This window comes from Salinirubellus litoreus (assembly GCF_037335815.1).
GTDB classification, from domain to species: Archaea; Halobacteriota; Halobacteria; order Halobacteriales; family Haloarculaceae; genus Salinirubellus; species Salinirubellus litoreus.
On the sequence record NZ_CP147841.1, the window covers coordinates 805848 to 829161 of the forward strand.

General features: G+C 68.9%; 23 protein-coding genes. 10 read left to right on the plus strand and 13 right to left on the minus strand.

Going from position 1 to position 23314, the window contains the following annotated elements; genetic code table 11:
- Positions 1-219: 219 nt before the first annotated feature.
- From WDJ58_RS03910 to WDJ58_RS03930, 5 genes are all read right to left on the minus strand, one after another.
- The gene (locus WDJ58_RS03910) at positions 220-378 is read right to left on the minus strand and encodes a pyridoxamine 5'-phosphate oxidase family protein (protein WP_338916318.1); all 159 of its coding nucleotides are present in this window, start codon (positions 376-378) and stop codon (positions 220-222) included.
- A gap of 97 nt (positions 379-475) precedes the next feature.
- Entirely contained in the window at positions 476-1288 is an 813-nt protein-coding gene (locus tag WDJ58_RS03915) for an enoyl-CoA hydratase/isomerase family protein (protein ID WP_338916319.1), read from the minus strand.
- Positions 1289-1370: 82 nt separating this feature from the next.
- Complete coding sequence (locus WDJ58_RS03920) at positions 1371-2426, minus strand: hypothetical protein (protein WP_338916320.1); 1056 nt, start codon at positions 2424-2426, stop codon at positions 1371-1373.
- Positions 2427-2554: 128 nt separating this feature from the next.
- Positions 2555-3238 carry a TIGR00266 family protein gene (locus WDJ58_RS03925; RefSeq protein ID WP_338916321.1) on the minus strand — a complete coding sequence of 228 codons (684 nt, stop codon included), beginning with the start codon at positions 3236-3238 and terminating at the stop codon, positions 2555-2557.
- A 98-nt stretch (positions 3239-3336) separates the two neighbouring features.
- A complete protein-coding gene (locus tag WDJ58_RS03930) occupies positions 3337-4782 on the minus strand; it encodes an amidase (protein ID WP_338916322.1) in 1446 nt (481 codons plus the stop codon).
- A 103-nt stretch (positions 4783-4885) separates the two neighbouring features.
- Between WDJ58_RS03930 and WDJ58_RS03935 the strand changes: the two genes are divergently transcribed.
- The gene (locus tag WDJ58_RS03935; protein WP_338916323.1) at positions 4886-5470 is read left to right on the plus strand and encodes an IMP cyclohydrolase; all 585 of its coding nucleotides are present in this window, start codon (positions 4886-4888) and stop codon (positions 5468-5470) included.
- Between the two features lie 48 nt (positions 5471-5518).
- Here the strand turns inward: WDJ58_RS03935 and WDJ58_RS03940 are convergent, their stop codons facing one another.
- Positions 5519-6703 carry an aspartate kinase gene (locus WDJ58_RS03940; protein ID WP_338916324.1) on the minus strand — a complete coding sequence of 395 codons (1185 nt, stop codon included), beginning with the start codon at positions 6701-6703 and terminating at the stop codon, positions 5519-5521.
- Positions 6704-6883: 180 nt separating this feature from the next.
- Here WDJ58_RS03940 and WDJ58_RS03945 point away from each other — a divergent pair, with 180 nt between their 5' ends.
- Complete coding sequence (locus tag WDJ58_RS03945) at positions 6884-7279, plus strand: hypothetical protein (RefSeq protein ID WP_338916325.1); 396 nt, start codon at positions 6884-6886, stop codon at positions 7277-7279.
- A 420-nt stretch (positions 7280-7699) separates the two neighbouring features.
- On the opposite strand, the gene WDJ58_RS03950 is transcribed toward WDJ58_RS03945, so the two are convergent.
- A complete protein-coding gene (locus WDJ58_RS03950; protein WP_338916326.1) occupies positions 7700-9562 on the minus strand; it encodes a DNA-directed DNA polymerase II small subunit in 1863 nt (620 codons plus the stop codon).
- A 118-nt stretch (positions 9563-9680) separates the two neighbouring features.
- Between WDJ58_RS03950 and WDJ58_RS03955 the strand changes: the two genes are divergently transcribed.
- Positions 9681-10520 carry a S26 family signal peptidase gene (locus WDJ58_RS03955; protein WP_338916327.1) on the plus strand — a complete coding sequence of 280 codons (840 nt, stop codon included), beginning with the start codon at positions 9681-9683 and terminating at the stop codon, positions 10518-10520.
- 243 nt (positions 10521-10763) lie between these two features.
- Here WDJ58_RS03955 and WDJ58_RS03960 read toward each other — a convergent pair whose 3' ends face one another.
- Positions 10764-12446 (minus strand): Cdc6/Cdc18 family protein, encoded by a 1683-nt coding sequence (locus tag WDJ58_RS03960; RefSeq protein WP_338916328.1) that lies wholly within the window; start codon positions 12444-12446, stop codon positions 10764-10766.
- Between the two features lie 1149 nt (positions 12447-13595).
- Between WDJ58_RS03960 and WDJ58_RS03965 the strand changes: the two genes are divergently transcribed.
- Genes WDJ58_RS03965 through WDJ58_RS03975 form a run of 3 tightly spaced genes read left to right on the plus strand, consistent with a single transcriptional unit; the run spans position 13596 to position 15461 of the window.
- A complete protein-coding gene (locus WDJ58_RS03965) occupies positions 13596-14237 on the plus strand; it encodes a GTP-binding protein (protein WP_338916329.1) in 642 nt (213 codons plus the stop codon).
- Between the two features lie 5 nt (positions 14238-14242).
- Positions 14243-14638 carry a DUF2073 domain-containing protein gene (locus tag WDJ58_RS03970; protein ID WP_338916330.1) on the plus strand — a complete coding sequence of 132 codons (396 nt, stop codon included), beginning with the start codon at positions 14243-14245 and terminating at the stop codon, positions 14636-14638.
- Between the two features lie 13 nt (positions 14639-14651).
- Complete coding sequence (locus WDJ58_RS03975) at positions 14652-15461, plus strand: OapC/ArvC family zinc-ribbon domain-containing protein (protein ID WP_338916331.1); 810 nt, start codon at positions 14652-14654, stop codon at positions 15459-15461.
- A gap of 49 nt (positions 15462-15510) precedes the next feature.
- Here WDJ58_RS03975 and WDJ58_RS03980 read toward each other — a convergent pair whose 3' ends face one another.
- Positions 15511-15891: a pyridoxamine 5'-phosphate oxidase family protein gene (locus WDJ58_RS03980; RefSeq protein ID WP_338916332.1), complete on the minus strand. Its 381-nt coding sequence runs from the start codon at positions 15889-15891 to the stop codon at positions 15511-15513.
- A 145-nt stretch (positions 15892-16036) separates the two neighbouring features.
- On the opposite strand from WDJ58_RS03980, the gene WDJ58_RS03985 reads away from it, so the two are divergent.
- Both WDJ58_RS03985 and WDJ58_RS03990 read left to right on the plus strand, forming a co-directional pair.
- Positions 16037-17563, plus strand: a complete 1527-nt coding sequence (locus WDJ58_RS03985) for an MATE family efflux transporter (protein WP_380660208.1) — start codon at positions 16037-16039, stop codon at positions 17561-17563.
- A 338-nt stretch (positions 17564-17901) separates the two neighbouring features.
- Positions 17902-18720 (plus strand): DUF7089 family protein, encoded by an 819-nt coding sequence (locus tag WDJ58_RS03990; protein ID WP_338916333.1) that lies wholly within the window; start codon positions 17902-17904, stop codon positions 18718-18720.
- A 19-nt stretch (positions 18721-18739) separates the two neighbouring features.
- Here WDJ58_RS03990 and WDJ58_RS03995 read toward each other — a convergent pair whose 3' ends face one another.
- The 3 genes from WDJ58_RS03995 to WDJ58_RS04005 all read right to left on the minus strand — a co-directional run bounded on the left by WDJ58_RS03995 (position 18740) and on the right by WDJ58_RS04005 (position 20204).
- Entirely contained in the window at positions 18740-19318 is a 579-nt protein-coding gene (locus WDJ58_RS03995) for a DUF7090 family protein (protein ID WP_338916334.1), read from the minus strand.
- Positions 19319-19396: 78 nt separating this feature from the next.
- Complete coding sequence (locus WDJ58_RS04000; protein WP_338916335.1) at positions 19397-19816, minus strand: DUF2391 family protein; 420 nt, start codon at positions 19814-19816, stop codon at positions 19397-19399.
- A 73-nt stretch (positions 19817-19889) separates the two neighbouring features.
- A complete protein-coding gene (locus WDJ58_RS04005; RefSeq protein ID WP_338916336.1) occupies positions 19890-20204 on the minus strand; it encodes a GIY-YIG nuclease family protein in 315 nt (104 codons plus the stop codon).
- A 587-nt stretch (positions 20205-20791) separates the two neighbouring features.
- Here WDJ58_RS04005 and WDJ58_RS04010 point away from each other — a divergent pair.
- Complete coding sequence (locus WDJ58_RS04010) at positions 20792-20959, plus strand: DUF1931 domain-containing protein (protein ID WP_338916337.1); 168 nt, start codon at positions 20792-20794, stop codon at positions 20957-20959.
- A 67-nt stretch (positions 20960-21026) separates the two neighbouring features.
- Here WDJ58_RS04010 and rpiA read toward each other — a convergent pair whose 3' ends face one another.
- The gene (gene rpiA, locus WDJ58_RS04015; protein WP_338916338.1) at positions 21027-21707 is read right to left on the minus strand and encodes a ribose-5-phosphate isomerase RpiA; all 681 of its coding nucleotides are present in this window, start codon (positions 21705-21707) and stop codon (positions 21027-21029) included.
- Between the two features lie 204 nt (positions 21708-21911).
- Here rpiA and glmM point away from each other — a divergent pair, with 204 nt between their 5' ends.
- The gene (gene glmM, locus WDJ58_RS04020) at positions 21912-23240 is read left to right on the plus strand and encodes a phosphoglucosamine mutase (RefSeq protein WP_338916339.1); all 1329 of its coding nucleotides are present in this window, start codon (positions 21912-21914) and stop codon (positions 23238-23240) included.
- Positions 23241-23314: the final 74 nt, after the last annotated feature.

The following is a 23314-nucleotide window of genomic DNA, read 5'->3' on the forward strand; positions in this document are numbered from 1 at the left end:
CACCGGGCGCTCTTCGAGCGCGTGGTCGGCGTACTGGTCGTACTTCTCGCGGAGCGCCGTCGCCGCCGCGGGATGACCCGACTCGCCGGGCGGAAGATGGGTCGCGGTCCCCCGGACCTGCACCCACCCCAGCTCCGACCAGTCCTCGGTGTAGTGGTCGGCGACGAGCGCGACGCGCGGGTTCGCGTCGACGTCGCGGACCCGGCGGAGTTCCCCGGGTCATACCGCCTTCGGTTTCTCGTCGATCGGCGTGACGATGCGGTCGCCGGCGAACGCGAAGCAGACCGGGACGGCGTGGGGCCGTCCCTCGGCGTCGGCCGTCGCCAGTCGGGCGACCCGTGCGGTCTCCAGGTAGGCTCGTTCCCGTGGGTCGAACATACGTCATCGAGTCGCCCATCGGGCATGAGTTCGCCGGGTCGAGACCCGTGCCGGCCGTCCCGGACCGCCGGGGTCGGACGCCGGTGAGGGAAGGGGGTCAGGGCTTGTCGGTGCCGTGCATCCACTCGAGCGCCGCATCCAGCCCCTTCTCGTCGCGGATCTCGCGGAACCGCCTCGCGGTCTCGGTCTCCATCGTCATCGTCCCGACGTACTCGGCGACGCGGCCGTACCGCCGGTAGCCCTGGGCCTCCTGAACGTCGTTCACCATCGCCTTCGCGACGGCGACGGCGGTACCGGGCGTCTTCCGTATCCCCGCGAGTTCGGTCTCGACTGTGGCTTCGAGTTCCCCCTCGGGGACGACCCGGTTGACCATGCCCATCCGCTCGGCGGCCTCGGCGTCGACGGTCTTGCCCGTGTAGAGCAGTTCGCGGGCGTCCTTGAGCGAGTCGGTGACGAACGGGAGGACGAACTTCGGCGGCGGCTCGCCGAAGTGCATATCGGGGTAGCCGAACGTCGAACCCTCGGTGGCGAAGGTCAGGTCACAGCAGACGGCGAGGTTACACCCGCCGGCGAGCGCCGGGCCGTCGACCGCCGCCAGGACCGGGAGCCGCGAGGAGAAGATCGCTTCCAGGTGGGTCCGCTGCGACAGCACCCGCTCGTCGAGCGTGCGCTCGGTCTCCCCCGCCCCGATGTCGTACCCGGCGGAGAACGCCCGGCCGCGGCCACTGAGGACCACGGCACGGACGTTCTCGCTCCCTTCGGCGCGGTCGAGCGCGTCCTCCAGCTCCGCGAGCAGCGTCGGCGAGAGCGCGTTGAGCGTCCCCGGACGGTCGAGTTCGATCCACGCGGTCCGGTCCTCGACGGCGTAGTCGAGACAGTCGTAGTCGTTGTCCTTGTCGTTCCCTGCCATGACCGGTGGTCACGGTCCGCACACAAGTACGGTCGGGTGGCGAGCGGTCGATCGTCCCGCGACGGCCGCCGGAGATGCCCGCTCAGCGGTCGTCGGGGAACTCCTCTCTCAGCGCGACGGGGTTCCGGAGCTGCGAGTTGAACGGGAAGGTGTCGGCCGTCCGGCGCGCGACGACCGTCAGCCGGACGACGTACGACGCCAGGACGAGGAACGGCGCGAAGCCGGCGGTCAGCACCGCGGGGACGAGCACGGAGAGCGTCCCGACGGGGAGCGGCGGCTCGGAGCCCGGGACCGTGTAGAGCAGCATCAGGACGACCGCCACGATCTGGATCGGCACGCCGACGTAGAGCAGGTAGCGCGAGAGCTCCGACACCTCCGACTCGATGAAGACCGTCCTGAACATCCGGCTCGCGACCTCGATGTGCTTCAGCACCTCGGTCAGCCGGTCGAGCGGCTCGCCGACCTGTTCGGTGAACTCGTCGGCGTGCTCGGTCCGGAGGTACCACGTCCGGTGGACGTAGTTCTCGTAGTCGGCGGTCAGGGACGTGAACAGCGCGTGTTTCAGCCCGCTCGACGGTCGGCCGAGGAGGTCGATCACGTAGTCGGTGTGGGACCGCAGGCCGTCGACGAGCGCCGTCAGCTCCTCGCGGGCACGCTTCGTCCGCCCCTCCGACGAGACCCGTTCCAGCTCCTCGAGGTCGGCGTGGACGCTCCGGTAGAGCGCCAGGAAGAACGCGTCGGGCTTGACGGGCATGAGCCGCCGGCCGACGGTCCCGGCGACGTCCTCGCGGTAGGCGATCGTCTCGCCGATCTTCCCCCTGATCTCGCCGGGGGATTCGAGCCGACGGCCGAGGACGAACTGTCCGAGCGAGGTGACGATGGTGATGAGCGTGAAGTTCGCGCCGATCAGCGCGAACAGCAGGAAGAGGACCGGAGTCTCCTTGCGGAGCGGGGCCAGGCCCGAGGCCACCGCGAGCGCGAACGCCGCCGCCACCGGGACGATCCCGAGCACGCTCACCAGCCGTCGATCCCCGGTCAGCACTACCCACTCGGTCGGGTCGTATCCGAACAGTTCGACCTCGAACGCGAGCCACGAGACGAAGCCCGCGGACTCCTCGTCGCCTCGGCGACCGGTCATCGGTACCGCCGTGTGCCGCCGGGGACATATTCGGTCCGGTCGACTCTATGTCCGGCGGGACTCTGGCTCGCCGTACACCCCCCCTCCCGGTCGCTCGTCCCGTCGGGTCTTCGTCCGTCGTGTCACCCTTACGAACTCTCGCTCCGGGTCGGGAGCTGCGGGATCAGCCACGAGAGGAACGCGTCCTGACTCCTCGTCTGGAGCCAGACGGTCCCCTCCCCGGTGAACTCACAGACCAGCCCCTCGCCCGACAGCAGCGAGGACTTCAGCCCGCCGACGCGCTTCACGTCCCAGGAGACCGTCTCGGTGAACGCGACGACGTGTCCGGTGTCGACGACGTGACGCTCTCCGGGGCCGAGCTCGACCGGCTCGACCGCGCCGTAGCTGGCGAAGAAGGTCGGGCCGCTACCCGTGAGCGTCAGCAGGAACAGCCCCTCGCCGCCGAAGAAGGACCTGGTTCCGCCGAACTCCGTGTCGAGTTCGATGCCGCGCTCGGCGGCGACGAACGCCCCCGACTGGACGTACAGCGTCTCGTCGTCGATGTCGTGGTGGACGACGTCGCCCGGAAGCGGCGGGGCGAGCGTCACCGATCCGCCCTCCGGCGCGGTGAACGTGTTCCGGAAGAACGACTCCCCGCCGAGCACCGAGCTCTTGACCGACGAGAGCAGCCCGCCGCCGCCCCGATCGGTCTCGATCTCGACGCCGTCGCTGTGGCTCACCATCGCGCCCGCCTCGGCGGTGAGCGCCTCGCCCGCCTCGAGCGAGACGTCGAGCAGGGCGTACGACGGCCGGTGTCGGATCTCGTGTTCCATACCCGAACTGTCTCCCGATCGTATATGAATCCTGCCGCCGAGTCACCGACGGGAGCCGAGCGATCCGCCTCGGCGGGCCTGACCGGACGATCCTTCGCTCAGTAGGGGTAGCGGTCCCGCCACGGACGAACGCGCTCGAACGCGGCGCTCGCAGCGAGAACCTCGTCGTCGGCGAGCCGTGGACCGACGAGCTGCATCCCCACGGGGAGGCCCTCGTCGGTCAGTCCTGCGGGTATCGACGCGGCCGGGTTCCCGGTCATGTTGAACGGCTGGGTGAGGAGCCACCCCCGGCGCGGCTCGACGGACCGGCCGTCCACCTCGGTGGGGAGTTCGCCGATCTCGAACGGCGGGACCGCGAGCGTCGGCGTGGCGAGCAGGTCGTACTCCTCCAGGATCCCCTGGACGAGTTCCAGGACCCGCGTCCGGGTCCGGTCGGCGGCCTTGTACTCCCGGGTGGAGACCGTCTCGGCCTCGAGGATGGTCTCGACGGTGCTCTCGGCGAGACGGTCGCGGTCGGCTCCCCGAGGATCGAGGTCGCCCTCCTCCTCCAGGCTATCGAACAGCGACTCCCAGAGCACCTTCGCGAACGTGTAGTAGGCGTCGAGCACGTCGTCCTGGGCGAGACTCGGATCGAGGTCGATCCGCTCGACGGTCGCGCCCGCCTCCTCGAACCCGTCCACGGCGTCGTCGATCACGTCCCGAACCGCCGGGTCGATGGGGTAGATGCCGAGGTCGGGGCTGTAGGCGATCGAGACGCCCTCGATCGAGCGGCGGGTCGCGGCGGCGTACTCGACCTCCGGTTCCGGCAACGAGAAGGGGTCGAGGGGGTGCGGCCCGGCCATCACGTCGAGCATGAGGGCGGCGTCTTCCACCGTGCGGGCCATCGGCCCGAGGTGGCTGAACGGCGTGTGGTCCCCGAAGCCGTTGCGTTCGTCGACCCGCGCGATCCGGCCGAACGTGGGTTTGAGGCCGTAGACGCCGCAGAACGAGGCCGGCGTCCGGATCGACCCGCCCGTATCCGAACCCTGCGCCAGCGGGACGAGCCCGTCGGCGAGCGCGGCACCCGCACCCCCGGAGGATCCCCCCGAGACGCGATCGGGCGCGAACGGCGTTCCCGTCGGTCCCGCAACGCGGTTGTGGGTCGTACAGCCGAGGCCGAACTCGGGCGTGTTCGTCTTCCCGACGACGATGGCCCCCGCATCGAGGAGGCGGTCGACGAACGGGGAGTTCGCGTCGGAGACGTTGTCCTCGTAGAGCTTCGAGCCGTACGTCGTCCGCACGCCCGCGACGTCGTCGAGGTCCTTGATCGCGACAGGGACGCCGTGGAGTGGCCCCAGTTCCTCGCCCGTCTCCACGGCGTGTTCGGCGCGCTCGGCGCCCTCCCGGGCACGCTCGTCGGTGACGGTCACGAACGCGTTCGTCCGATCGTTGCGCTCGTCGATCGACTCCAGCACCTCGTCGACCACCTCGACGGGCGAGAGGTCGCCGTCCCTGATCCGCCTCGCGATGCCGGCCGCCGTCATGTGTGCCACGTCCGGGCTCATGCGATGGACCGAGTGGTAGCCATCGGGTGAAAAATCCCCACGTCGGTCCGGTGTCGACCCCGTGACCGCAACCGTTAGGGTTCGAACGGATGCAGGGACGGGCATGTACGTCGGCCGCTTCCTCGTCGTCGGTCCCGGCATCGCCGCCTATCGCGTCTCCTCCCGATCGTTCCCGAACCGGCGGGTCACCGAGCGCGACGGGACGCTCACCGTCGGCCCGACCCCGGACGCCCCCGAGACGGACAACCCCTACGTCGCGTACAACTGCGTCCGACCCGTGGAGCACCCGTCGGGTTCGATGGTCGTGGTCGGGAACGGCTCGCACGTCGATCCCGTCGCGGAGAAGATCGAACTCGGCTACCCCGCCCGCGACGCGCTCGCGCTCGCGCTGCTCGCGCTCGACTTCGAGAAGGACGACTACGACACCCCCCGGATCGCGGGGGTCACGAGCTCCTCGGGCGCGTACGTGGCGACCGTCCAGCGGGACCGCCTGCAGGTCGAGTCCGTCTCGGAGCCGACCCTCGTCGCCACTTACGAGCGGGACACCCCCGAGCCGTTCGCGCTGGAGGCAGGTACGGCAGAGGCGGCCGCGCGCGAACTCTACGATCACGAGTTCGAGCACGCGGTCTGTGCGGCGGCGGCGACCGTCGACGACGGCGGTACCGAGACGGCCCTCTACAACGGGTAAGCGGCGAACGACGAGCGACCGGGGACCGATTCGACGTTCTCGACTCCGTCAGAACTCCTGCTGGACGGTCCGCAGGGCCTCCTCACGGTCGTCCCAGTCGACGAAGACGGCGATGCTGGTCGCCGAGGTGATGACGTCGTGGAGGGTGATGTGCTGGTCGGAGAGCGGGTTGATGATCTGACGGAGGATCCCCGGCTGGTTCGGGATCTCCCCGCCCGTGACCCTGATGACGGCGATGTCGTCCTCGACGGTGACCGACGAGAGCGTGTCGCTCCCGACGACCGTGTCGTGGAGGACGGTCTCGGCCTCCTGTGCGAGGTCGGCGTCGACGTAGAACGTCACCGAGTCCAGTCCCGAGGAGACCGCGTCGACGTTGAGATCGGCGTCGGCCAGCGCAGTCGTGAGCTGTGCCAGCACCCCTGGGGTGTTCCGGATGGCGCGCCCGGCGACCGTGATGCAGGAGAGCCGACCCTCCCGGAGGTCGATGAGGTTCTCGAACTGCCCCTCGATACGGGTCCCGCCCGTGAGCAGGTCGCCGTGCTGGTAGTGGACGACGCGGACGTTCATATCGGCCGCCTTGTAGGACAGCGCCGACGGCGCGACGACCTCGGCCCCGCGGAACGAGAGGTTCCGGAGTTCGTCGACGGTGATCTCCCCGACGTTTCGGGCCCCCTCGACGACCCGCGGGTCGCCGGTCATCACGCCCTCAACGTCGGTCACGATCACCACCTCGTCGGCGTTCATGTACTTGCCGAGCATCACCGCCGTCGTGTCCGAGCCGCCGCGACCGAGGGTGGTGATGTTGCCGGCGTGGTCCTGTGCGAGAAAACCCGTCATCACCGGGACGATACCCTTCGCGAGGTAGGCCTCGGCGACCGCCTGCGCCCGGGTCCGCGTCGCCTCGACGTCGACCTCCCCGTGCTCGTCGGTGATCACCGGCCAGTCCTCCGCGCCGGGTTCGAGGAACACCGAGTCGACCCCCCGGGCCGAGAGGGCGGCCTTCAGCATCCGCACGGAGGTCCGCTCGCCCATGGAGACGATCTCGGCCTCGTCGGCGTCGTCGGCCTCGAACGTGATGGCGTCGAGCAGGAAGTCGGTCGTCGATCCCATCGCGCTGGCGACGACGCCGACCTCGTGGCCCTGTTCGACCGCGGCGGCGATGGAGTCGGCCGCGCGGTTCACCCGCTCGCCGTTGCCGAGCGAGGTACCCCCGAACTTGGCGACTACCCGCATCGTCTCACCCGCCCGCGACCGTGGGTCTCGCGCGTCTCCGCGTTCATGCAGCCGGCTACCCCGTCCCTCCGGTTAACTGTGTCCCTCCGTTCCCACCGCGGACACGCCCGTCGATCGGTGGGGCCGATCGACAGCCCGGGGGCGCGCGGGGTTTAATCCGCTGGGGTTCACAGAGGGGGTATGGAAGTGCGGGACGCGGTCGAAGCCGACGCCGATCGGCTCGCCGAACTGACGGACACCCCGACCGACGTGATGCGGAACCTCGTCCACGACCGGACCGTCCGGGTCGCGGAGGACGACGACGAGGTGCTCGGTTTCGTCAGCTTCGACGCCCGGCGCGAGACCGTCCACGTGACACAGCTCGAAGGGACGACCGGTGCGGAGGAGCGCCTGCTGGAGGAACCGTGCCGGTTCGCGCGCAACGAGGGGATGATCGTCGAGATGCTGGTCACCGGCGAGGACGACGACCTGCAGGCGATCGCCGAGGCCGCCGGCTTCGAGAACCAGGGGACCGGGCCGGTGTTCGACGGCACCCCTACGGTCAGGTACCGACTGGAGTCGGGGCCAGCCACCTGATCGACCGGCCGGCGAAGACCCGGCTCACAGGCGGCCGGGCACCCGGTCGACTCGTGACCTACGAGCGTCCTGGCGTACAGGCGGCACCCTCGCTCCCGCCGGACGGTGTGCCGCGCTCCCGCCCCGGCCACCCGGCGGCCGCTCTCGGACCACGACGGTGGTGGTCCCGTTCCAGTACTTGAAACTTCGTGAGGGGTGACGGGCAGACGACGGGGCCGAGAGTGCTCTCTGTCAGAACGATGGAACTGCTGACGGAGAGGCTAGCTCGCTCACCCGCGCCGAGCGCCGGGAGAGCTTTGCTCTCCCGAGCAGACGGCGGCCAGGGGCCGCCGTCGACGACCGCAGGGAGCGAGGCGCGCTTTTTCCCCACGTCTTTGCCTGAGCGAGGGCCGTTAGGCCCGAGCGAAGTGCAAAAAGTGGTCAGTTGAAGTCGTACACCGTCAGCTCCAGCGTGTCGAGATCGACGACCGGCGCGAACCCGTGGTCCGGATCGATGTTGACGGACTTCTGGAAGGCGGTCTGGGCCTGCCAGCACCCGGAGTTGACGGCGAGGACGTTCCGGTACTTCCCCCAGCCGAGCTTGTGGACGTGTCCCGTGTGGAATATCGCGGGCACCTCGTCGATGACGAGGTAGTCCCTGGCCTCGGGGGCGATGCGCGTGTGGCCGCCGAACTGCGGGGCGACGTGGCGCTTCCTGAGGAGCTGGTACATCGCGCGGTGCGGGTGGTCGTAGGAGGCCTTCTCCTCGGGGAGTTCGGCGATCACCTCGTCGAGCGAGACCCCGTGATACATCAGCACAGACACCCCCTCTATGGTGACTGTCGAGGGGTTCGAGACGATACGCGGGTCGTGTGCCGACATGATCTCCCGGAGTTCCTCGTCGAACCCGGGCTGGGGTTCCGCGAGGCGGACCGCGTCGTGGTTCCCCGGGATCATCACGATCTCGATGTCGCCCGGAACCTCCTTCAGGTGCTCGGAGAACGCCTCGTACTGCTCGTAGATGTCGACGATCGAGAGCTCCTCGTCCTGGTTGGGGTAGACGCCCACGCCCTCGACCATATCGCCGGCGAGCAGCAGGTACTCCACCTCGGCAGCGTCCTCGGTGTGTAGCCAGTCGGCGAACCGCGACCAGGCGTCGCCCATGAACTCCTGTGAGCCGACGTGGACGTCGGAGACGAGCGCCGCGCGAACGTGTCGGTCCGCGGTCTTCGGCTCGAACGTCCGCGGGACGTCCGGGAAGTGAAGCGAGTCGACGAACAGGATGCCGGCGTCGTCGCTCAGGCTCCCGTCGACGGCGATCACCTCGTCGAGGAGCAGTTCGTCGACCAGGTCCGCGATCCCCTTGTCCTTCATGACGAGACACGGGAACACCCCGGTCGTGTCCTCGAGTTCGACCAGCCAGTGGCCGTTCGCCGTCGACCGGACGTCGCTCACCATGCCGATCATCCCGGCCTCCCCGCCGCCGGGAGCGGTCTGCAGCGACCGGGCGGGCCGGTGGGTGACCCGACCCCTGAGCTTCGCCGAGAGACGGTCGTAACGGTCGCGGAACGTCTCCACGAAGTCGCGGTACTCGCCGGTCCCCGTCGACCGCCCGGTCATGTCGTTCGTCACCTCGACCGACCGGAGCGACCGGTCGACCTGCCGGACGAACTCCGACGTCGATCCCGGGGCCGACCTTCCCTCGGACGGGGCGATCGAGTTCTCCCCCGGATCGGGAGAGGACGGCTGGGGATCGTCGGCTGTGGCCGCCGACTCCGTCGCGGCCGACGGGGCCGATCCGGACTCCGCGGAGGCGTCCCCCTGCTCTCCGATCGTCGGCGGCGCGGCCTCCGTTCCCTCGACCTCGGTACCCCCCTCGCCGGGGACGGCCGAAGCGTCGATATCCGACCCCTTCGTTTCAGGTGGAGAATCCGCGTGCGTGCCCGGGTTGGGAGCGTGGGTTCCAGATGAAACGGAGGGGTCGGCCTCGCCGGAGGGGTCGTCGGGGACGGCTTCGTCCCCGGGGGGATCCGCAGTGGTGGGATCGCCCGGCTCGATCGGGGACCCGGGGGAACCCGAATCCGATGTAGAGGGGGGGTCCGAAACGGGAGGGCGCTCGCCGAGCGCCGACCGGACGTGCTCCGCGGTCACCTTGACGGCGTCCTCGGGAACCCTCTCGACGACGCGGTCGATGGCGTCACCGGGATCGGGCGTGTTCGCGATGAGCGTCACGGCCTCCCGTTCGGCGTTGTATCCCCGGCCGGCCAGCGCCCGAGCGACCCGTGCCGGCGCTTCGAGTGGCACACCCGAGGCAGGAGTGGCCCCGAGAAAAGCGTGGCGGAGCGAGCGACCACATCCGCCCGACGTATCGACGGCGACGGAGTCAGAACGTTCAAACGCCTGCCTCCGGTGGTACGAGTTGATGAGTGAGCCCGACGGCGGTCCCGACCGGGAGCGGGACGCCGGTCCTCCGTCCCGAAACCGTTCGGTCGGGGCCGACGGGGCCAGTGGGGGTCGAACCCCCCGGGAGTGGGTCCGCTGGTTCCTCGAGACCGACCGGGGAGCGGTCGCGTACGTGCGCGAAGTGCTGTCGAGCGTCCTCGCGGTGGTCCTCGTCGGCCTCCTGCTGTTCGGGGTCAGCGGGCTCTGGCCCCCGATGGTCGCCGTCGAATCCCCGAGTATGTACCCGCACATGAAGACCGGCGACCTCGTGTTCGTGATGGAGGAACACCGCTTCCCCGGCGGGGCGGCGTACGAGGGCACGGGGGTCGTCACCCACCGGACCGGCGAGCGGACTGGCTACCGGAAGTTCGGGATGGCCGGGGACGTCATCGTCTACGAACCGGACGGCGACACCGGGACGACACCGATCATCCACCGGGCGATGTTCTACGTCAACGCCAGCGAGAACTGGTACGACAAGGCCGTCGAGGTCGACCCCAGGGCGGTCGGGACCGCCGATAGCTGCGACGAACTCGAGAACTGTCCCGCACCCAACGCCGGGTTCATCACGAAGGGCGACAACGAGCGGACGAACCGCCGCTACGACCAGGTGAGCGGCCTCTCCGATCCCGTCAGGCCGGCCTGGGTCGTCGGCACCGCCGAGTTCCGCATCCCGTGGCTCGGGAACATCCGCCTGTGGGCATCCCAGACCGGTCCGTTCGCACCCGGCGTCGTGGATGCGGGCGTCGAGGCCGGAACGGTCACTGGCGAACCGACAGGGATGACCCCGATGGGGAACACCTCCTGCGCGTGGGGGTAGGACGGCCGAAGCGATAGAGAAACGTTCCGCATCCACTCGATTCCGGAACACCGTCGGACGACAGGAACAACCGCTTCCGGTGAGAGCCCAGTATACCTGCGGATGTGGCTAGCACGCTCACCCGCGCCGAGCGACTAACGCGAGCCTTCGGCTCGCGGCTGGAGCGAGGCGCGCCTTTTTTCCCCACGTTTTTGCCTGAGCGAGGGCCGTTAGGCCCGAGCGAAGTGCAAAAAGTGGTGGCTGTTAGTTATCGAACCGGCTCTGGACGAACGGCTGGACGTCCTCGACCTCGCCGAGCCGCGAATCCGAGAGGAGGACGGCCTCGGTCTCCTCGATCGGCACGGAGAGGGAGATCTCCTTGGTGCGCCCGTATCGGCCCTTCGAGACGACGACGGCGTTGACGATCCCCAGCATGTCGAGTTCGCTGATGAGGTCCGTCACCCGGCGCTGGGTGAGCACGTCGGCGTCGACCTCCCCGCAGAGCCGCTTGTAGATGTTGAACACCTCGCCGGTGTTGATGTTGTGGACGCCGTTCTTCTCCAGCAGGATGGTCGCGTAGAGGACGAGTTTGGACTGGGTGGGGAGCGTTCGTACGACCTCGACCACGCGGTCGAGTTCGATCTTCTCCTGGGCCTGGCGGACGTGGTTCTCCTCGACGGTGTCCGTGCGGTCGCGTTCGGCGAGTTCTCCCGCCGTTCGGAGGAGGTCGAGCGCGCGCCGGGCGTCGCCGTGCTCCTGGGCGGCGAAGGCGGCACACAGCGGGATGACGTCCTCCGAGAGCGTCTCGGGTTTGAACGCGACGTCCGCGCGCTGCTGGAGGATGTCCCGGAGCTGGGTGGCGTCGTACGGCGGGAAGACGATCTCCTCCTCGCCGAGGCTGGACTTGACGCGCGGGTCGAGGAAGTCGGTGAACTTGAGGTCGTTCGAGATGCCGATGATGCTCACCCGGGAGTTGTCGAGTTCGGAGTTCATCCGCGACAGGTTGTACAGCGTGTCGTCGCCGGACTTCTCGACGAGCTTGTCGATCTCGTCGAGCATGATGACGACGACGCGTTCGTGGTAGTCGACGGCGTCGAAGAAGGTGGAGTAGACCCGGTCGGTCGGCCAGCCGGTCATCGGCACCTGCTCGAACCCGTCGAGATCGGACTCCAGTTCCTCGATACGTGCGCGCAGCGACGATTCGGAGTCGAACTCGGTCCCCGCGAGCGGGGCGGGATCGTCGGGATCGTCCAGCCTGCTCTCGGTCTCGCGGAGTTCCTCCAGCTGGTCCTCGACGACCGCCTCGTTCTTGTCGATGAACTTGTTGGCGAGCTGGGCGAGCACCCGGTACTGGGTGTCCGTCACCTCGCAGTTGATGTACTCGACCTCGCAGGGCACCTCGAACTTCTTCGAGGTCGACTCCAGTTCCTCGCTGACGAACTTCGCGCTCGCGGTCTTCCCGGTCCCCGTCTTTCCGTAGATGAGGATGTTCGAGGGGGTGTCCCCCCTGAGGGCGGTCACGAGGATCGTCGCCATGTTGTTGATCTGTTCCTCACGGTGGGGGAGCCGGTGGGGGGTGTAGGAGGGGCGAAGCACCTCCTTGTTCTCGAAGATCGGCTCGCCCTCGAGCAGGTCGTCGAACAGTCCCCTCGAGGCCTCGTCCGGCTCCTCGGAACCGTCGTCGAGGACGAGTTCCTCGATGTCGATCCCCGTGTCCGTCCGGTCGCCGGCACCCCTCGCGCCGTCCGACGTCAGGTCGACCTCCCCATCGGACCGTCGCCCATCCCCCCCACCGAATCCGCCGGTCGAGTCGGTGTTCGTGGTGTTCGTCGCGTTCGTCGTATCGCCCTCCTCGCTGGTGGAGGAGTTGCCAGTGTCGGAGCGGGGAGGGACGTCACCCTGGTCATCGGTGGCCTCCTCGCTCGGGTCGGTGTCGGCGTCTCTCATGCCCCTCGGGACACCCCCTTCGTCTCACGTGGAACCGTAATCATTGCTCGAAAGTTCACCCCTGTGTTTCGTGTGGAAGTTCTTTCCGGGCGGTCGAGAACACCCCGTATACCGCCCAGATCGGGGTTTCTACGTTCGAGGCCCGGATTCCGCTGTCCAGTTGATGCAGAAGAACCGGTGGTGGATAGCATATTAAGTATTACGGTCATCTCCCGACCGGTCCCTCCACCCACAGTCCGGTCGGGAGACGACTGGAGACCGGCCATAGTTCGATCAGGAGACGATTGGAGACGGGCGCTCGTCGGCAGGGAGGTCCGGACTATCGGAATCCGGAGAACTCGGGACCGCCGTCCGGCTCGGCGGGCGTCGACAGGGACGGAGGTTCCGACACGGATCGCGGTGACTCGGTCGGCAGTAATCGGAAGGGAAGGACCCGGTACTCCGACGGGGGCGAGCTCGGGGAGTTCCCTGGAGACTGGGGGAGCTGGATCCTCCGGTCCCCGACCCCCCCACCCCTTCGTTTCGGGTGGAACGACTCACGAGGGAGAGGGGGACTGGAGGAAGACGGCTTGCAGGGAAAGATTCATTACCTAGATGCTACAACAGGACCCGTAGTACTAGAATACCGTTTTGAGAGATGGAGCTTCTAGTTCTAGGCTGTGTGGAGTAGAATAACCCGCCTAGAGACGATGAGACGGGAGATATGGTGGAATACTGCTCTCTCGACCGCTTCCGGAGGTGGCCGTCTCGTCCGGTTCCACCTGAAACGAAGGGGTGGGGGGGTTCGAGGGGTGGCCGGCTCCTCCGACCCGGACGGCCGGTCGTCATCGAGGAGCCACACGCCGGGTGTTCCACACCGTCCGACTCCGGTACCCACCCTCGGCGAGTTCGCCGCCGGCACGGGTCGACGGGCCGAGCAGCGACCGGCATCCGACGCGGCTACGGTCCGAATCGCACGGTGGAGGGAAGTTGCGGAAATCTGATACCGATAGTGGAGTCGGTCGTGTTCCCCGGGTTCGAGGGGTGAAACCCGGGCGACCAGCTCTCAGGAAGGTTATGTGTGTCTGACGCACAGTTAAGTGAGTGGGGTGGGGTAGTACGGGCAAGCGTCCCCGATTTCGAGGTGAAACGGGGCCGTCGAGGGAAAGGATGGGACTGCTCACAGGACTCAGGGAAAGCATCGCCCGGGTTACGTCGAGTCTGTTCTCGGCACAGGACCCGAAACGCATCGGTATCTACGGCCCGCCGAACGCGGGCAAGACGACGCTCGCCAACCGTATCGCTCGCGACTGGACGGGCGACGCCGTCGGGCCCGAGAGCCACGTCCCCCACGAGACGCGGCGGGCGCGACGGAAGGAAAACGTGGAGATCAGTCGGAACGGTCAGTCGGTGACCATCGACATCGTCGACACGCCCGGCGTGACGACGAAGGTCGACTACAAGGAGTTCCTCGAACACGACATCGAGGAGGACGACGCCATCCGGCGCTCGCGCGAGGCGACCGAGGGGGTCGCCGAGGCCATGCACTGGCTCCGCGAGGACGTCGACGGGGTCATCTACGTGCTCGACGCCGCGGACGACCCGTTCACGCAGGTGAACACCATGCTCATCGGTATCATCGAGAGTCAGGACCTCCCGGTCCTGATCCTCGCGAACAAGATCGACCTCGAGGAGGCGTCGGTCCAGCGGATCAAGAACGCCTTCCCACAGCACGAGACGATCCCGCTGTCCGCCCTCGAGGGGGACAACATGGACGAGGTCTACGACAAGGTCGCGGAGTACTTCGGGTGAACAGGATGGCAGAACTGAAAGCTGACGACGGCAACGACGGCGACGGCGTCCAGATTGACCTGATCAGCGCCGAGCGACTGAAGGGACTCCGGACGATGGAGAAGATCCGACTCATCCTCGACGGGGTCCACGACGACAACATCGTCATCCTCGAACGGGGGCTCTCCCCCGACGAGGAGTCGAAGCTGATCGAGGTGACGATGTCCGAGATCAGCCCCGACGGGTTCACCGGGATCGAGATCGAGACCTACCCCGGCGAGAGCTCGGGCGAGAGCGGTATCCTCGGCCGGCTCATGGGCAAGCGGGACGACGGGAAGCTGACCGTCATCGGCCCCGCGAACCGCATCGAGACGCTCCACAAGGACCAGAACCTCCTGAGCACGCTCATCACGAGGAAGTAGGCCCGGGCTCCAGATGCCACACCAGTGTACGAACTGCGGCCACACCTTCGCCGACGGCTCGAAGGAGATGCTCTCGGGCTGTCCGGGCTGTGGCGGCAACACGTTCCAGTTCCACCCGAAGGGGGCGGAGATCCCCGAGGAACCGCCGGCCGACGCGGAGTCGAAACCGCCCGAACCCGAAGGGGGGAACGCCGCGAACACCGTCGGTCGGGCGGCCACGAAGGTCCGGGACTTCGTGGGAGCAGGCTCGGAGTCCGGGACCGGAACCGCCGACTCGGGTTCGGAGCGACCGACGGAGGCGGACCCGGAGCCGGAACCCGATGCGGCCCCGGACCCGTCGGCCCCGTGGCCGGACGACCTCGACGAGGAGAGGGAGGACGCGGAGATAATCGACGCGGACGCGAGGCGCGAGGCGGACGACGCGGGGGATGCCGAGGACCTCGCACAGGCGAGCGCCCGCGCGGACGTGGCGGGCCCGGACGAGCTGGTGGCGGACGCGGTTGACCCCTCCGCTTCCGGTGGAACCGAACCCGATCCCCCGGGTGACTCGCAGGGAGGAGCCACCGCGACCGGAACCGACGCGCCGGCACCCAGCGACGGCCGCGTCGTGAGCGAGCCCAGCGGGGAGGAGCCCGGCATCGAGGAGCTCCGCGAGCAGCTCAACGACCAGTTCGAATCGATCAAGATCGTCGAGCCCGGCCAGTACGAGCTCAACCTGATGGAGCTGTTCGACCGCGAGGAGTACATCATCGCGCTCCAGGAGAACGGCCGCTACGTCATCCAGGTCCCCGAGAACTGGATGGGCGACCGGCCGGGCGACTGAGTCCGGTTCGGGCCTGGTCCCGTCTCCTCGAACCCCGCTTCCATCGAACTCAGTACACCTGAGCCGAGGCGCTCCCGACCTCGACCTCCACGAGTGGCTGGAAGGGGTACTCGCCGTCGCTGTCGTACTTCTCGAAGATCCGCTCGGCCACCGGCGCGACCCGTTCCCGATCCTCGACGACGCTCGCGGTCCCGAGCAGGGTGACCGACCAGTCGACGCTCCCCTCCGTCACTCGCTCGATTGAGACCGCCACCCGGGGGTTCCGCCGGACGTTCTCGAGCTTCCGGCCGCTCGTGACGAACGAGAGGACGCTCTCGTCGTAGAGATACCAGACGGGGGCGACGTGGGGGCGGTCGTCGACGGACGTCGCGACGTGGGCGCTCAGGCGTGCGCCCGAGATCAGATCTTCGACCTCGGCAGGGACGCTCATACTCGCTCGGCAGGAGGGACGGCACGGCGAAAAATCGGCCGGGTCCCGCGGCGGTCCCGGAGATCACGGACTCCCGGAACCGCCTGGAACCGCCCGGAACGGCCGCCTCCGTAAGGTAGAAACACGGTCGCCTCTCCGGGCTAGCGTGCCCCGGCTCGACGCCCGCGAGCGGTTCGAGGCGGTTCGGAGTGCCGTCCGGCGGGTGCTCGACCGATTCCCGGCGCTGCTCGCGCGGTTCGGCGTCGTCGACCGGGAGATGGGCGAGGAGGCGTTCGACCTCGCCGTCCCGGTGATGGTGACTGGCGCGCTCCGGGTGCTCATCCGTATCTCGGACTTCCTGTTCGTCGGCGTGGCGACGGGCGCGGCCGGCATCGCGGCGCTCGAACTCGGCTTCCAGTACTTCTTCGTCGCGTTCGGCCTCGCGCTCGCGCTCACCTCCGGGACGATCAGCGTCGTCTCGCGGCTCCTCGGTGCCGACGATCCGTACCGGGCGGACCTCGCCATCAAGCAGTCGCTCTGGCTCGGCCTGCTCGTCTCGGTCCCCCTGGCGGTGTGTGGGTGGCTCTACGCCGAACCGCTCGTCGGCCTGCTCACGAACGATCCAGAGACGATCTGGAAGGGTGCGGACTACCTCCTGATCGTCCTCGCGGCGTCGCCGGCCCGCTTCTGGTCGATGATCGCCGCCCGGGCGCTCGCGGGTGCGGGCGACACCCGGACGCCGATGTACGTCCGGCTGGTCACGCTCCCGGTCAACATCGTCCTCAACGCGGTGCTCGTCTTCGGACTCGGGCCGTTCCCCTCGCTGGGGGTCGTCGGCGCGGCGCTCGGCACGGCGGTCGCCTACCTCCTCTCGGCGGGGGCGTTTCTCGGGCTCCTGCTCACGTCGCGGTTCCCCGTGCGGCTCCGCCTCGGCGGCCCGCAGTTCGACCTCCCGCTGATGGTCGAGATCGCGAGGGTGAGCCTCCCGCTCGCGGGGACTCGGCTCTCCCGGACGTTCGGGCGGTTCCCGTTCCTGTTCGTCCTTGGGGTGCTGGGGACCTCCGAGGTGGCGGCCTACGCCGTCGGCCGGCGGGTGGTCCTGTTCGCGATGATGCCGGCCTGGGGGTACTCGACGGCGGCCTCGACGCTCGTCGGTCAGGCCGTCGGTGCCGGCGAGGACGAGGCGGCGACGGGCTACGGCTGGCAGACCACCCGGATCGCGCTGGCCACACAGCTCCTCGTCGCCGCCGTTCTCGCGGTCCTCGCCCCGTACGTCGCCCGCGGGTTCGGCACCGAGGACGTCGCGCTGACCGCGGCGTTCGTCCGCGTGTTCGCACTCGGCGTCGCGGGGTTCTCCGTCGCGCGGACCATGCGCGGGGCGCTCCGCGGAGCGGGTGACACCCGCTGGCCGTTCTACGGGACGGTCGTCGGGACCTACCTGGTCAGGCTCCCGATCGCCTTCCTCGCGCTCCCGATCGGCTACGCCGTCACCGTCGGCCCGTTCTCCCTCGGCGGCCTGACGCTCGGACGGCTCTCGGTCGCGCCGGGGATGGGATTGGGGGTCGGGGCCGCGTTCGTGGCCATCCTCGCGGGTCTGTACGTGAAGGCCGTCGTCAACACCGCCCGGTTCGCCTCCGGACGGTGGGTGACGGCTGCACGTACGCGAGGGGAGGCGACCTCCGGTGACGATTGAGGTCCGCCGTCGGAGCGTAGCGCCCCGGCGAACCCCCTCGTTTCGAGTGGAATCCTCACACACCGCACGAACGGCGGATAGACGACTAGACGATCGAACCTACGTTTCGAGTGGAATTTTAAACCTGCTATCACGATTAATAAATTATTGCTACAGATAGCGAATTGAAACCGGACTGGGGGCGGAGTCACTGGTCGGAAGCCGACGGGAACTGAAGCACTTAACCACCCCCCGGTCGGTAGCCTGGGATATGAGTGACGCGACGAAGGTCGTCCTCGGCACCGTGGTCGTCGCTGGCCTGCTCGCCCTGACGATCGTCCTGGCGATGGCGCTCTGAGATGTTCGACCGACGCGAGCTGTCGGGGCCGCTCGCGGCGGTGAGGGACCGCCACGCACCGGTGGCGCTCGTCCTCGACGTGGCGGGTGACTTCGAGATCCTCCCGCCGGAGCTCGCCGAGAACCTCGGGCCGATGGTCGACCGGTTCGACCCCCTGAGCTACCCCGACGAGTGGGTTCCGAGGGACGCACCCGAGCAGCTCTATCGACTGGCGGGCGGCGAGTTCACCATCGGGATGCCGGGCGAAGGCGGGGTCGCCTGGACGCGCCAGACCGACCCACCCACGGTGTTCGTCAAGCCGCGCCTGGAGGGTTCGCCCGACGCGTTCGTCTCCTTCCTCATCGGCGAGGCGCTCGTCGAGGCCGGGACCGGACTCCCCGAACACTTCCTCGGGTTCTTCGAGTCCCGGTACGCGGCGCTCGCGGGGTCGGTACCGCTCTCGCCGGCCGACACGTACCAGCTCGCCAACGCCGTCTACGACGCGTACGTCGGGCTCCACACGCGCGAGACGTTCGAGGGGTGGGAGTCGAACGGGGACGACGAGACCCCCGGCGACTCCACCGATCTCACCCCGCTCTACGAGGCGTGGGTCGACGCCGGCGAGCGCCTGGAGCCGCGGCTCTCGGGGCTCATGGGGGAGGTAGCGACCGGGGAGACCTCGTTCGCGGCCGCGGCCGAACTCGCCTGTAGCGCCGTCAAGCACGGGGTCGATCCCCCGACCCCGTTCGGTGCCCTCGACACGGCGGCCTACCGCCACCACGGCGCGGACTACGCGGTCGAGTGGATCGAGCGGACGCTCGCGGAGCTGGAGGACGGCTGAATCGGGCCGCCGGTGGGGGTCAGAAGTCCGTCGTGACGGTGCCGTCCTCGTCGAGGACGATCACCCCGTCGAACAGCTCGTGGTACCCCTCGAGGACCTCGGGTTCGTGGACCTCCTCGGCGATGTGGAACAGGCCGACCGCGTCGTGTTCGGAGAGCAGGTCGAGTATCTCCTCGACGGCGACCCTCGCCCGCTCCTCGTCTGCGTAGTAGGCCATCTCCGTGATGGAGTCGAGGCTCACCCGGAGCTTGCCCTCGTGGGTCTCCAGGAACTCCCGGACCTGCGCGACGATCCCGTCGAGGTCGTCCGGGGCGGCGACGTAGTGGACCCGGTCGGAGCTGCGTCGCGAGTAGCCGCGCTCGACCGAGAGGGTGTCCAGGATGACCGTGTTCTCGGTGTCGACGCCGTAGTACTCGAGCTTCTGCTGGACCTCCCGCGCCGTCGTCCGCGTCGAGACGACGAGCCGGTGGTCCGTGTCGACGTTGAGGAACTCCGTGTCGATCCGGTCGGTCTCCCCCGTACTCGGGTGGATCAGCAGGACGCCGGTTCCGCCCGATATCGTCCCGGGTGTCCCCTCTATCGCGAGGTCGTAGTCCATACCTCCCTACGAGAGCGGATCGCTCTTAAATCTCCAGTTCTGTCCGGGGATCCGGCGGGCGCGGTGGCTGGGTGGAACTCAGAACACGGAGTCGGCGGTCGCCGCCCCGACGACGGAGAAGATGGCGCCGACGCTGATCGCCTTGGCCGTGACGTACACCCGCTCGGCCAACGTCCCGTCGACGAACGTCCCCGGCGCGTCGAACGCCAGCGCGAGGACGAGCACGGATCCGAACGAGACGATCATCAACGAGAGGAACCGGAGGGGGACACCCCCGACCTCGACCTCGCGGTCGGGGTTGCGGTCCTCGGCCTTGTAGAGGGCCCCGTACCCGATGGTGAACACGATGCCGACCGTCACGAGCGCCTGGAAGACGTTCATGCTGGCCGCGAGGACCCAGACCTCCTCGGTCACGACGAACGGACCGGCGAGGAGGAACCCGCCGACCACCTGCTGGGCGATATCGGCGGTCTTGAAGTGTCGGCCCGGGCCTACCATACCTCCGGTGGAGCGTCGGGGCGTATAACCTCCACGACACGGCCCGAAGCAGGACCCGAGTGGTCACGTCGGGCTACGGGTTCTTGGTACCGGACTCCCTAGAGGATCGAGCACACCCTTCCTGTCCCGCATCGATCAGTCGTACCTTCGCCCGTCGGGAGAGCTGTTTCACCTCGTACTCGCGGGACATCGCGGCCGACTTCGACTCGAACGACTCGACGTGTCGGAGATCGACGGGCGTCCGACCCCGGGTGTACTTCGCCCCCTCGCCGGCGTCGTGTTCGTCGACGCGGCGCTCCGGGTCGGTCGTGTACCCCGTGTAGAACGTCCCGTCGGCGCACTCGAGGACGTAGACGTAGTGGTTCCCCGACCCCGCTTCCCCCGTCACGCGAGCGACACCCGGTGATTCGATCCCGGTTCCACGGCGTCAGGGCCGTGTTTCGTAGGCGCGTTCCCTCGATACCTCGGCGATCCCGGCGTTCGCGGAGCAGTTCGGGCAGGCGTATATCCGCCCGTGTGCGTCCGCGAACACCCGGGCGAACCGGTCCGAGACGTGCGCATCGCAGTGGTCACATCTGGGCATTCTGGCTACCGACTCGGGCCGTCCCCCGTCGGTTGTCCTCTTTAGGGCTCCGTCCCTCATATACTCTCGGCATGCGGTCACCTACCGCGGGTCGCCCGACAGCGCCGCCCCGTCCCACTCGTGCTGGCCGGGACGATCAACCCCGGGTGGGTTCCGGTCTGTCGTCCGGTCGGGCCGTCTCCCGTCGTCTCCAGTCTCGGACGTGCCCGCCCTCGGGCGCGCGCGGGCCGGCACGCGACCCCTTTCGACTCGGTGGGTTACCGGCTGTAACAAACACCCTGACATGTCCGGGTCGACGGGTGGTCCTCGTCGGGGCTAAACGGGCGATAGACGGGTCGAGACCGGAATGAATTGGGAACTATTATAAAGGGCGATCGACAACCCTCACCCGTATGGCAGACCTGATTGTCAAAGCCGCCGTGAAGGAAGCGCTCAACGACATGAACGTGGCCTCCGACTTCTACGACGCCCTCGACGACGAGGTCGCCGAGCTGCTCGAGGACGCGTCCCGCCGCGCCTCCGAGAACGACCGGAAGACGGTCCAGCCGCGCGACCTCTAAACCGGTCCGAATATCCCCGTTTTTCTTGGCCACCGCCGACCAGCCACGGCTCCGTCCGTCCGCGAGTTCAGCGCGTCCGGACCTCGACGCTCTCGGCTCCGACGTGGACCTCGTCGGCCAGTTCGACGAAGAGACCGTGCTCGACCACTCCCGGGACCGCCGAGAGGGTCGCCGCCAGCTCCGACGGGTCCTCGATGGCCCCGAACGCGCAGTCGAGCACGAGGTTACCGTTGTCGGTGACGACGGGACCGTCCTTGCGCTCGGCCGCCCGGAGCGTCGGCTCGCCGCCGAGGTCGGCCACCGAGTCGCGGACCGTCGGTGTCGCGTCCGGGAGCACCTCCACCGGCACGGGGTGATCGAGGATCCCCGACTCCTTCGAGGGGTCGACGACGAGCAGCAGCCGGTCGGCGGCGGCGTCGACCACCTTCTCGCGGGCGTGGGCCGCGCCGCCGCCCTTCACGCAGTCGAAGCCGGCCACCTGGTCGGCCCCGTCGATGGCGACGTCGGGTGTCGCCTCCTCCAGCGTCGTCAGGGGGACGCCACACTCCCGGGCCAGCTGGCGGGACTGGTAGGACGTGGGTATCCCCTCGACGTCCGCCCCGGCGTCGACCGCCCGGCCCAGCGCCCGGATCGCGTGAGCGGCGGTGCTCCCCGTTCCGAGCCCGACCACCTGTCCGTCCTCGATCCGGTCGGCCGCGGACTCCCCGGCCCGCCGCTTCGCCCCGTCGTCACCACCGCTGGTCTTCATGCTCGCGAATCCGACCGGGCGAACAAAAAGCCGACGAGCCCGCTGCGGTACCAGGACGCACCCACCGGCCGACGAGAGCTGTCGGCCCGAGCAGAGTCGTGGCGGTCCGAGTACGGCCCGTGGTTCTCGCGAGAATCCGGGTACTCACGATCCGCCGAACATGGCCTCCAGCAGGTCTTTGGCCCCACCTCCCGTCCCCCCCGTATGTTCGGTACGAGCGGTATCAGGGGTCCAGTGGGGGACGTGGTGACGGCGGACCTGGCGCTGTCGGTCGGCCGGGCGCTCGGCACCGAGACCGACCGGGTCGTCGTCGGCCGGGACCCCCGCGAGAGCGGGCGGCTCCTCGTCGACGCGCTCGCGGCCGGCCTCCGCGAGACGGGGACGGACGTCCTCGACCTCGGACTCGCGGCGACGCCCACGGTCGCCCGAGCGGTCGGGTGGGAGGGCTGCGACGCCGGCGTCTCGGTGACCGCCTCGCACAACCCGCCTCCGGACAACGGGCTCAAGCTCTGGCAGCCCTCCGGCCGGGCGTTCGACACCCAGCGCCGAGAGCGGATCACCGCACGCGTCGAGGCGGAGGACTGGACGCTCGAACCCTGGGACGGCCTCGGCTCGCGCGAACCCGCCGACGCCACCGAGCGACACGTCGAGGCGCTCACGGGCGCGGTCGACTTCGGTGAGCACGACCCGCCGGGCGTGATCGTCGACGTCGGCAACGGTGCCGGCGGGGTGACCGTCGAGGCGCTCTCCCGGCTCGGCTGCCACGTCGAGACGCTCAACGCCTCCCCGGACGGGCGGTTCCCGGGGCGACCCTCCGAACCGACGCCGGGGAACTGCGGGTCGCTCGTGTCGCTCGTCGGCGACTCGGACGCCGCACTCGGGATCGCCCACGACGGCGACGCCGACCGGATGCGCGGCGTGGCCGCGGACGGTACCTTTCTCTCGGGAGACGTCCTGCTGGCGGTGCTCGCCACGGCGAGCACGTCCGCGGGCGACCGGGTCGCGGTCCCCGTGGACACGAGCCTCGCCGTGGAGGACTACCTCGCCGACAGGGGGGTCGAGACCACGAGGACGCCCGTCGGCGACGTCCACGTCGCGGCGGCGGTCGCCGCGGGTGCGGCGTTCGGCGGCGAGCCGAGCGGCGCGTGGATCTGGCCCGGCGAGACGCTCTGTCCCGACGGGCCGCTCGCCGCAGTGAAACTCGCCGAACTCGCCACGGAGCGCCCCCTCGCGGCGCGCGCAGCGGAGGTTCCCACCTATCCCATCGAGCGCGACTCGCTCCGGGCGGTCGACAAGGGCGAGGTCATGGACCGGATCCGCGAGACCGTGGCGGAGCGGTACGACGACGTGTCCACGATGGACGGCGTTCGGGTGAACACGGATGAGGGGTGGTTCCTCCTGCGGGCCTCCGGGACACAGCCGCTGGTGCGGGTCACCGCCGAAGCCCGGGAGGAGGCGCGCGCGGCGGAGCTGTTCGAGACGGCCCGGTCGCTGGCCGTCGCGGCGGGCGCGGAGACGGCAGAGGAGTACTGAGAAGTCGACCGGACGGGAACGAGACGGGCGGTTCGGGTAATCGAGCGGTCTATCAGGTCCGACGGGTCGATCGG

Excerpts from the sequence above, each read along its gene's own strand:
- WDJ58_RS03925 (WP_338916321.1), bottom strand. The coding sequence starts at position 3,238 with ATGGAACACGAGATCCGACACCGGCCGTCGTACGCCCTGCTCGACGTC.
- WDJ58_RS03945 (WP_338916325.1), top strand. The coding sequence starts at position 6,884 with ATGGAAGTGCGGGACGCGGTCGAAGCCGACGCCGATCGGCTCGCCGAA.
- WDJ58_RS04000 (WP_338916335.1), bottom strand. The coding sequence starts at position 19,816 with ATGGTAGGCCCGGGCCGACACTTCAAGACCGCCGATATCGCCCAGCAG.
- WDJ58_RS03930 (WP_338916322.1), bottom strand. The coding sequence starts at position 4,782 with ATGAGCCCGGACGTGGCACACATGACGGCGGCCGGCATCGCGAGGCGG.
- WDJ58_RS03920 (WP_338916320.1), bottom strand. The coding sequence starts at position 2,426 with ATGACCGGTCGCCGAGGCGACGAGGAGTCCGCGGGCTTCGTCTCGTGG.
- WDJ58_RS04010 (WP_338916337.1), top strand. The coding sequence starts at position 20,792 with ATGGCAGACCTGATTGTCAAAGCCGCCGTGAAGGAAGCGCTCAACGAC.
- WDJ58_RS03915 (WP_338916319.1), bottom strand. The coding sequence starts at position 1,288 with ATGGCAGGGAACGACAAGGACAACGACTACGACTGTCTCGACTACGCC.
- WDJ58_RS03940 (WP_338916324.1), bottom strand. The coding sequence starts at position 6,703 with ATGCGGGTAGTCGCCAAGTTCGGGGGTACCTCGCTCGGCAACGGCGAG.
- WDJ58_RS03995 (WP_338916334.1), bottom strand. The coding sequence starts at position 19,318 with ATGGACTACGACCTCGCGATAGAGGGGACACCCGGGACGATATCGGGC.
- glmM (WP_338916339.1), top strand. The coding sequence starts at position 21,912 with ATGTTCGGTACGAGCGGTATCAGGGGTCCAGTGGGGGACGTGGTGACG.
- WDJ58_RS03970 (WP_338916330.1), top strand. The coding sequence starts at position 14,243 with ATGGCAGAACTGAAAGCTGACGACGGCAACGACGGCGACGGCGTCCAG.
- WDJ58_RS03965 (WP_338916329.1), top strand. The coding sequence starts at position 13,596 with ATGGGACTGCTCACAGGACTCAGGGAAAGCATCGCCCGGGTTACGTCG.
- WDJ58_RS03990 (WP_338916333.1), top strand. The coding sequence starts at position 17,902 with ATGTTCGACCGACGCGAGCTGTCGGGGCCGCTCGCGGCGGTGAGGGAC.
- WDJ58_RS03980 (WP_338916332.1), bottom strand. The coding sequence starts at position 15,891 with ATGAGCGTCCCTGCCGAGGTCGAAGATCTGATCTCGGGCGCACGCCTG.
- WDJ58_RS03910 (WP_338916318.1), bottom strand. The coding sequence starts at position 378 with ATGTTCGACCCACGGGAACGAGCCTACCTGGAGACCGCACGGGTCGCC.
- WDJ58_RS03955 (WP_338916327.1), top strand. The coding sequence starts at position 9,681 with ATGAGTGAGCCCGACGGCGGTCCCGACCGGGAGCGGGACGCCGGTCCT.
- WDJ58_RS03935 (WP_338916323.1), top strand. The coding sequence starts at position 4,886 with ATGTACGTCGGCCGCTTCCTCGTCGTCGGTCCCGGCATCGCCGCCTAT.
- rpiA (WP_338916338.1), bottom strand. The coding sequence starts at position 21,707 with ATGAAGACCAGCGGTGGTGACGACGGGGCGAAGCGGCGGGCCGGGGAG.
- WDJ58_RS03960 (WP_338916328.1), bottom strand. The coding sequence starts at position 12,446 with ATGAGAGACGCCGACACCGACCCGAGCGAGGAGGCCACCGATGACCAG.
- WDJ58_RS03975 (WP_338916331.1), top strand. The coding sequence starts at position 14,652 with ATGCCACACCAGTGTACGAACTGCGGCCACACCTTCGCCGACGGCTCG.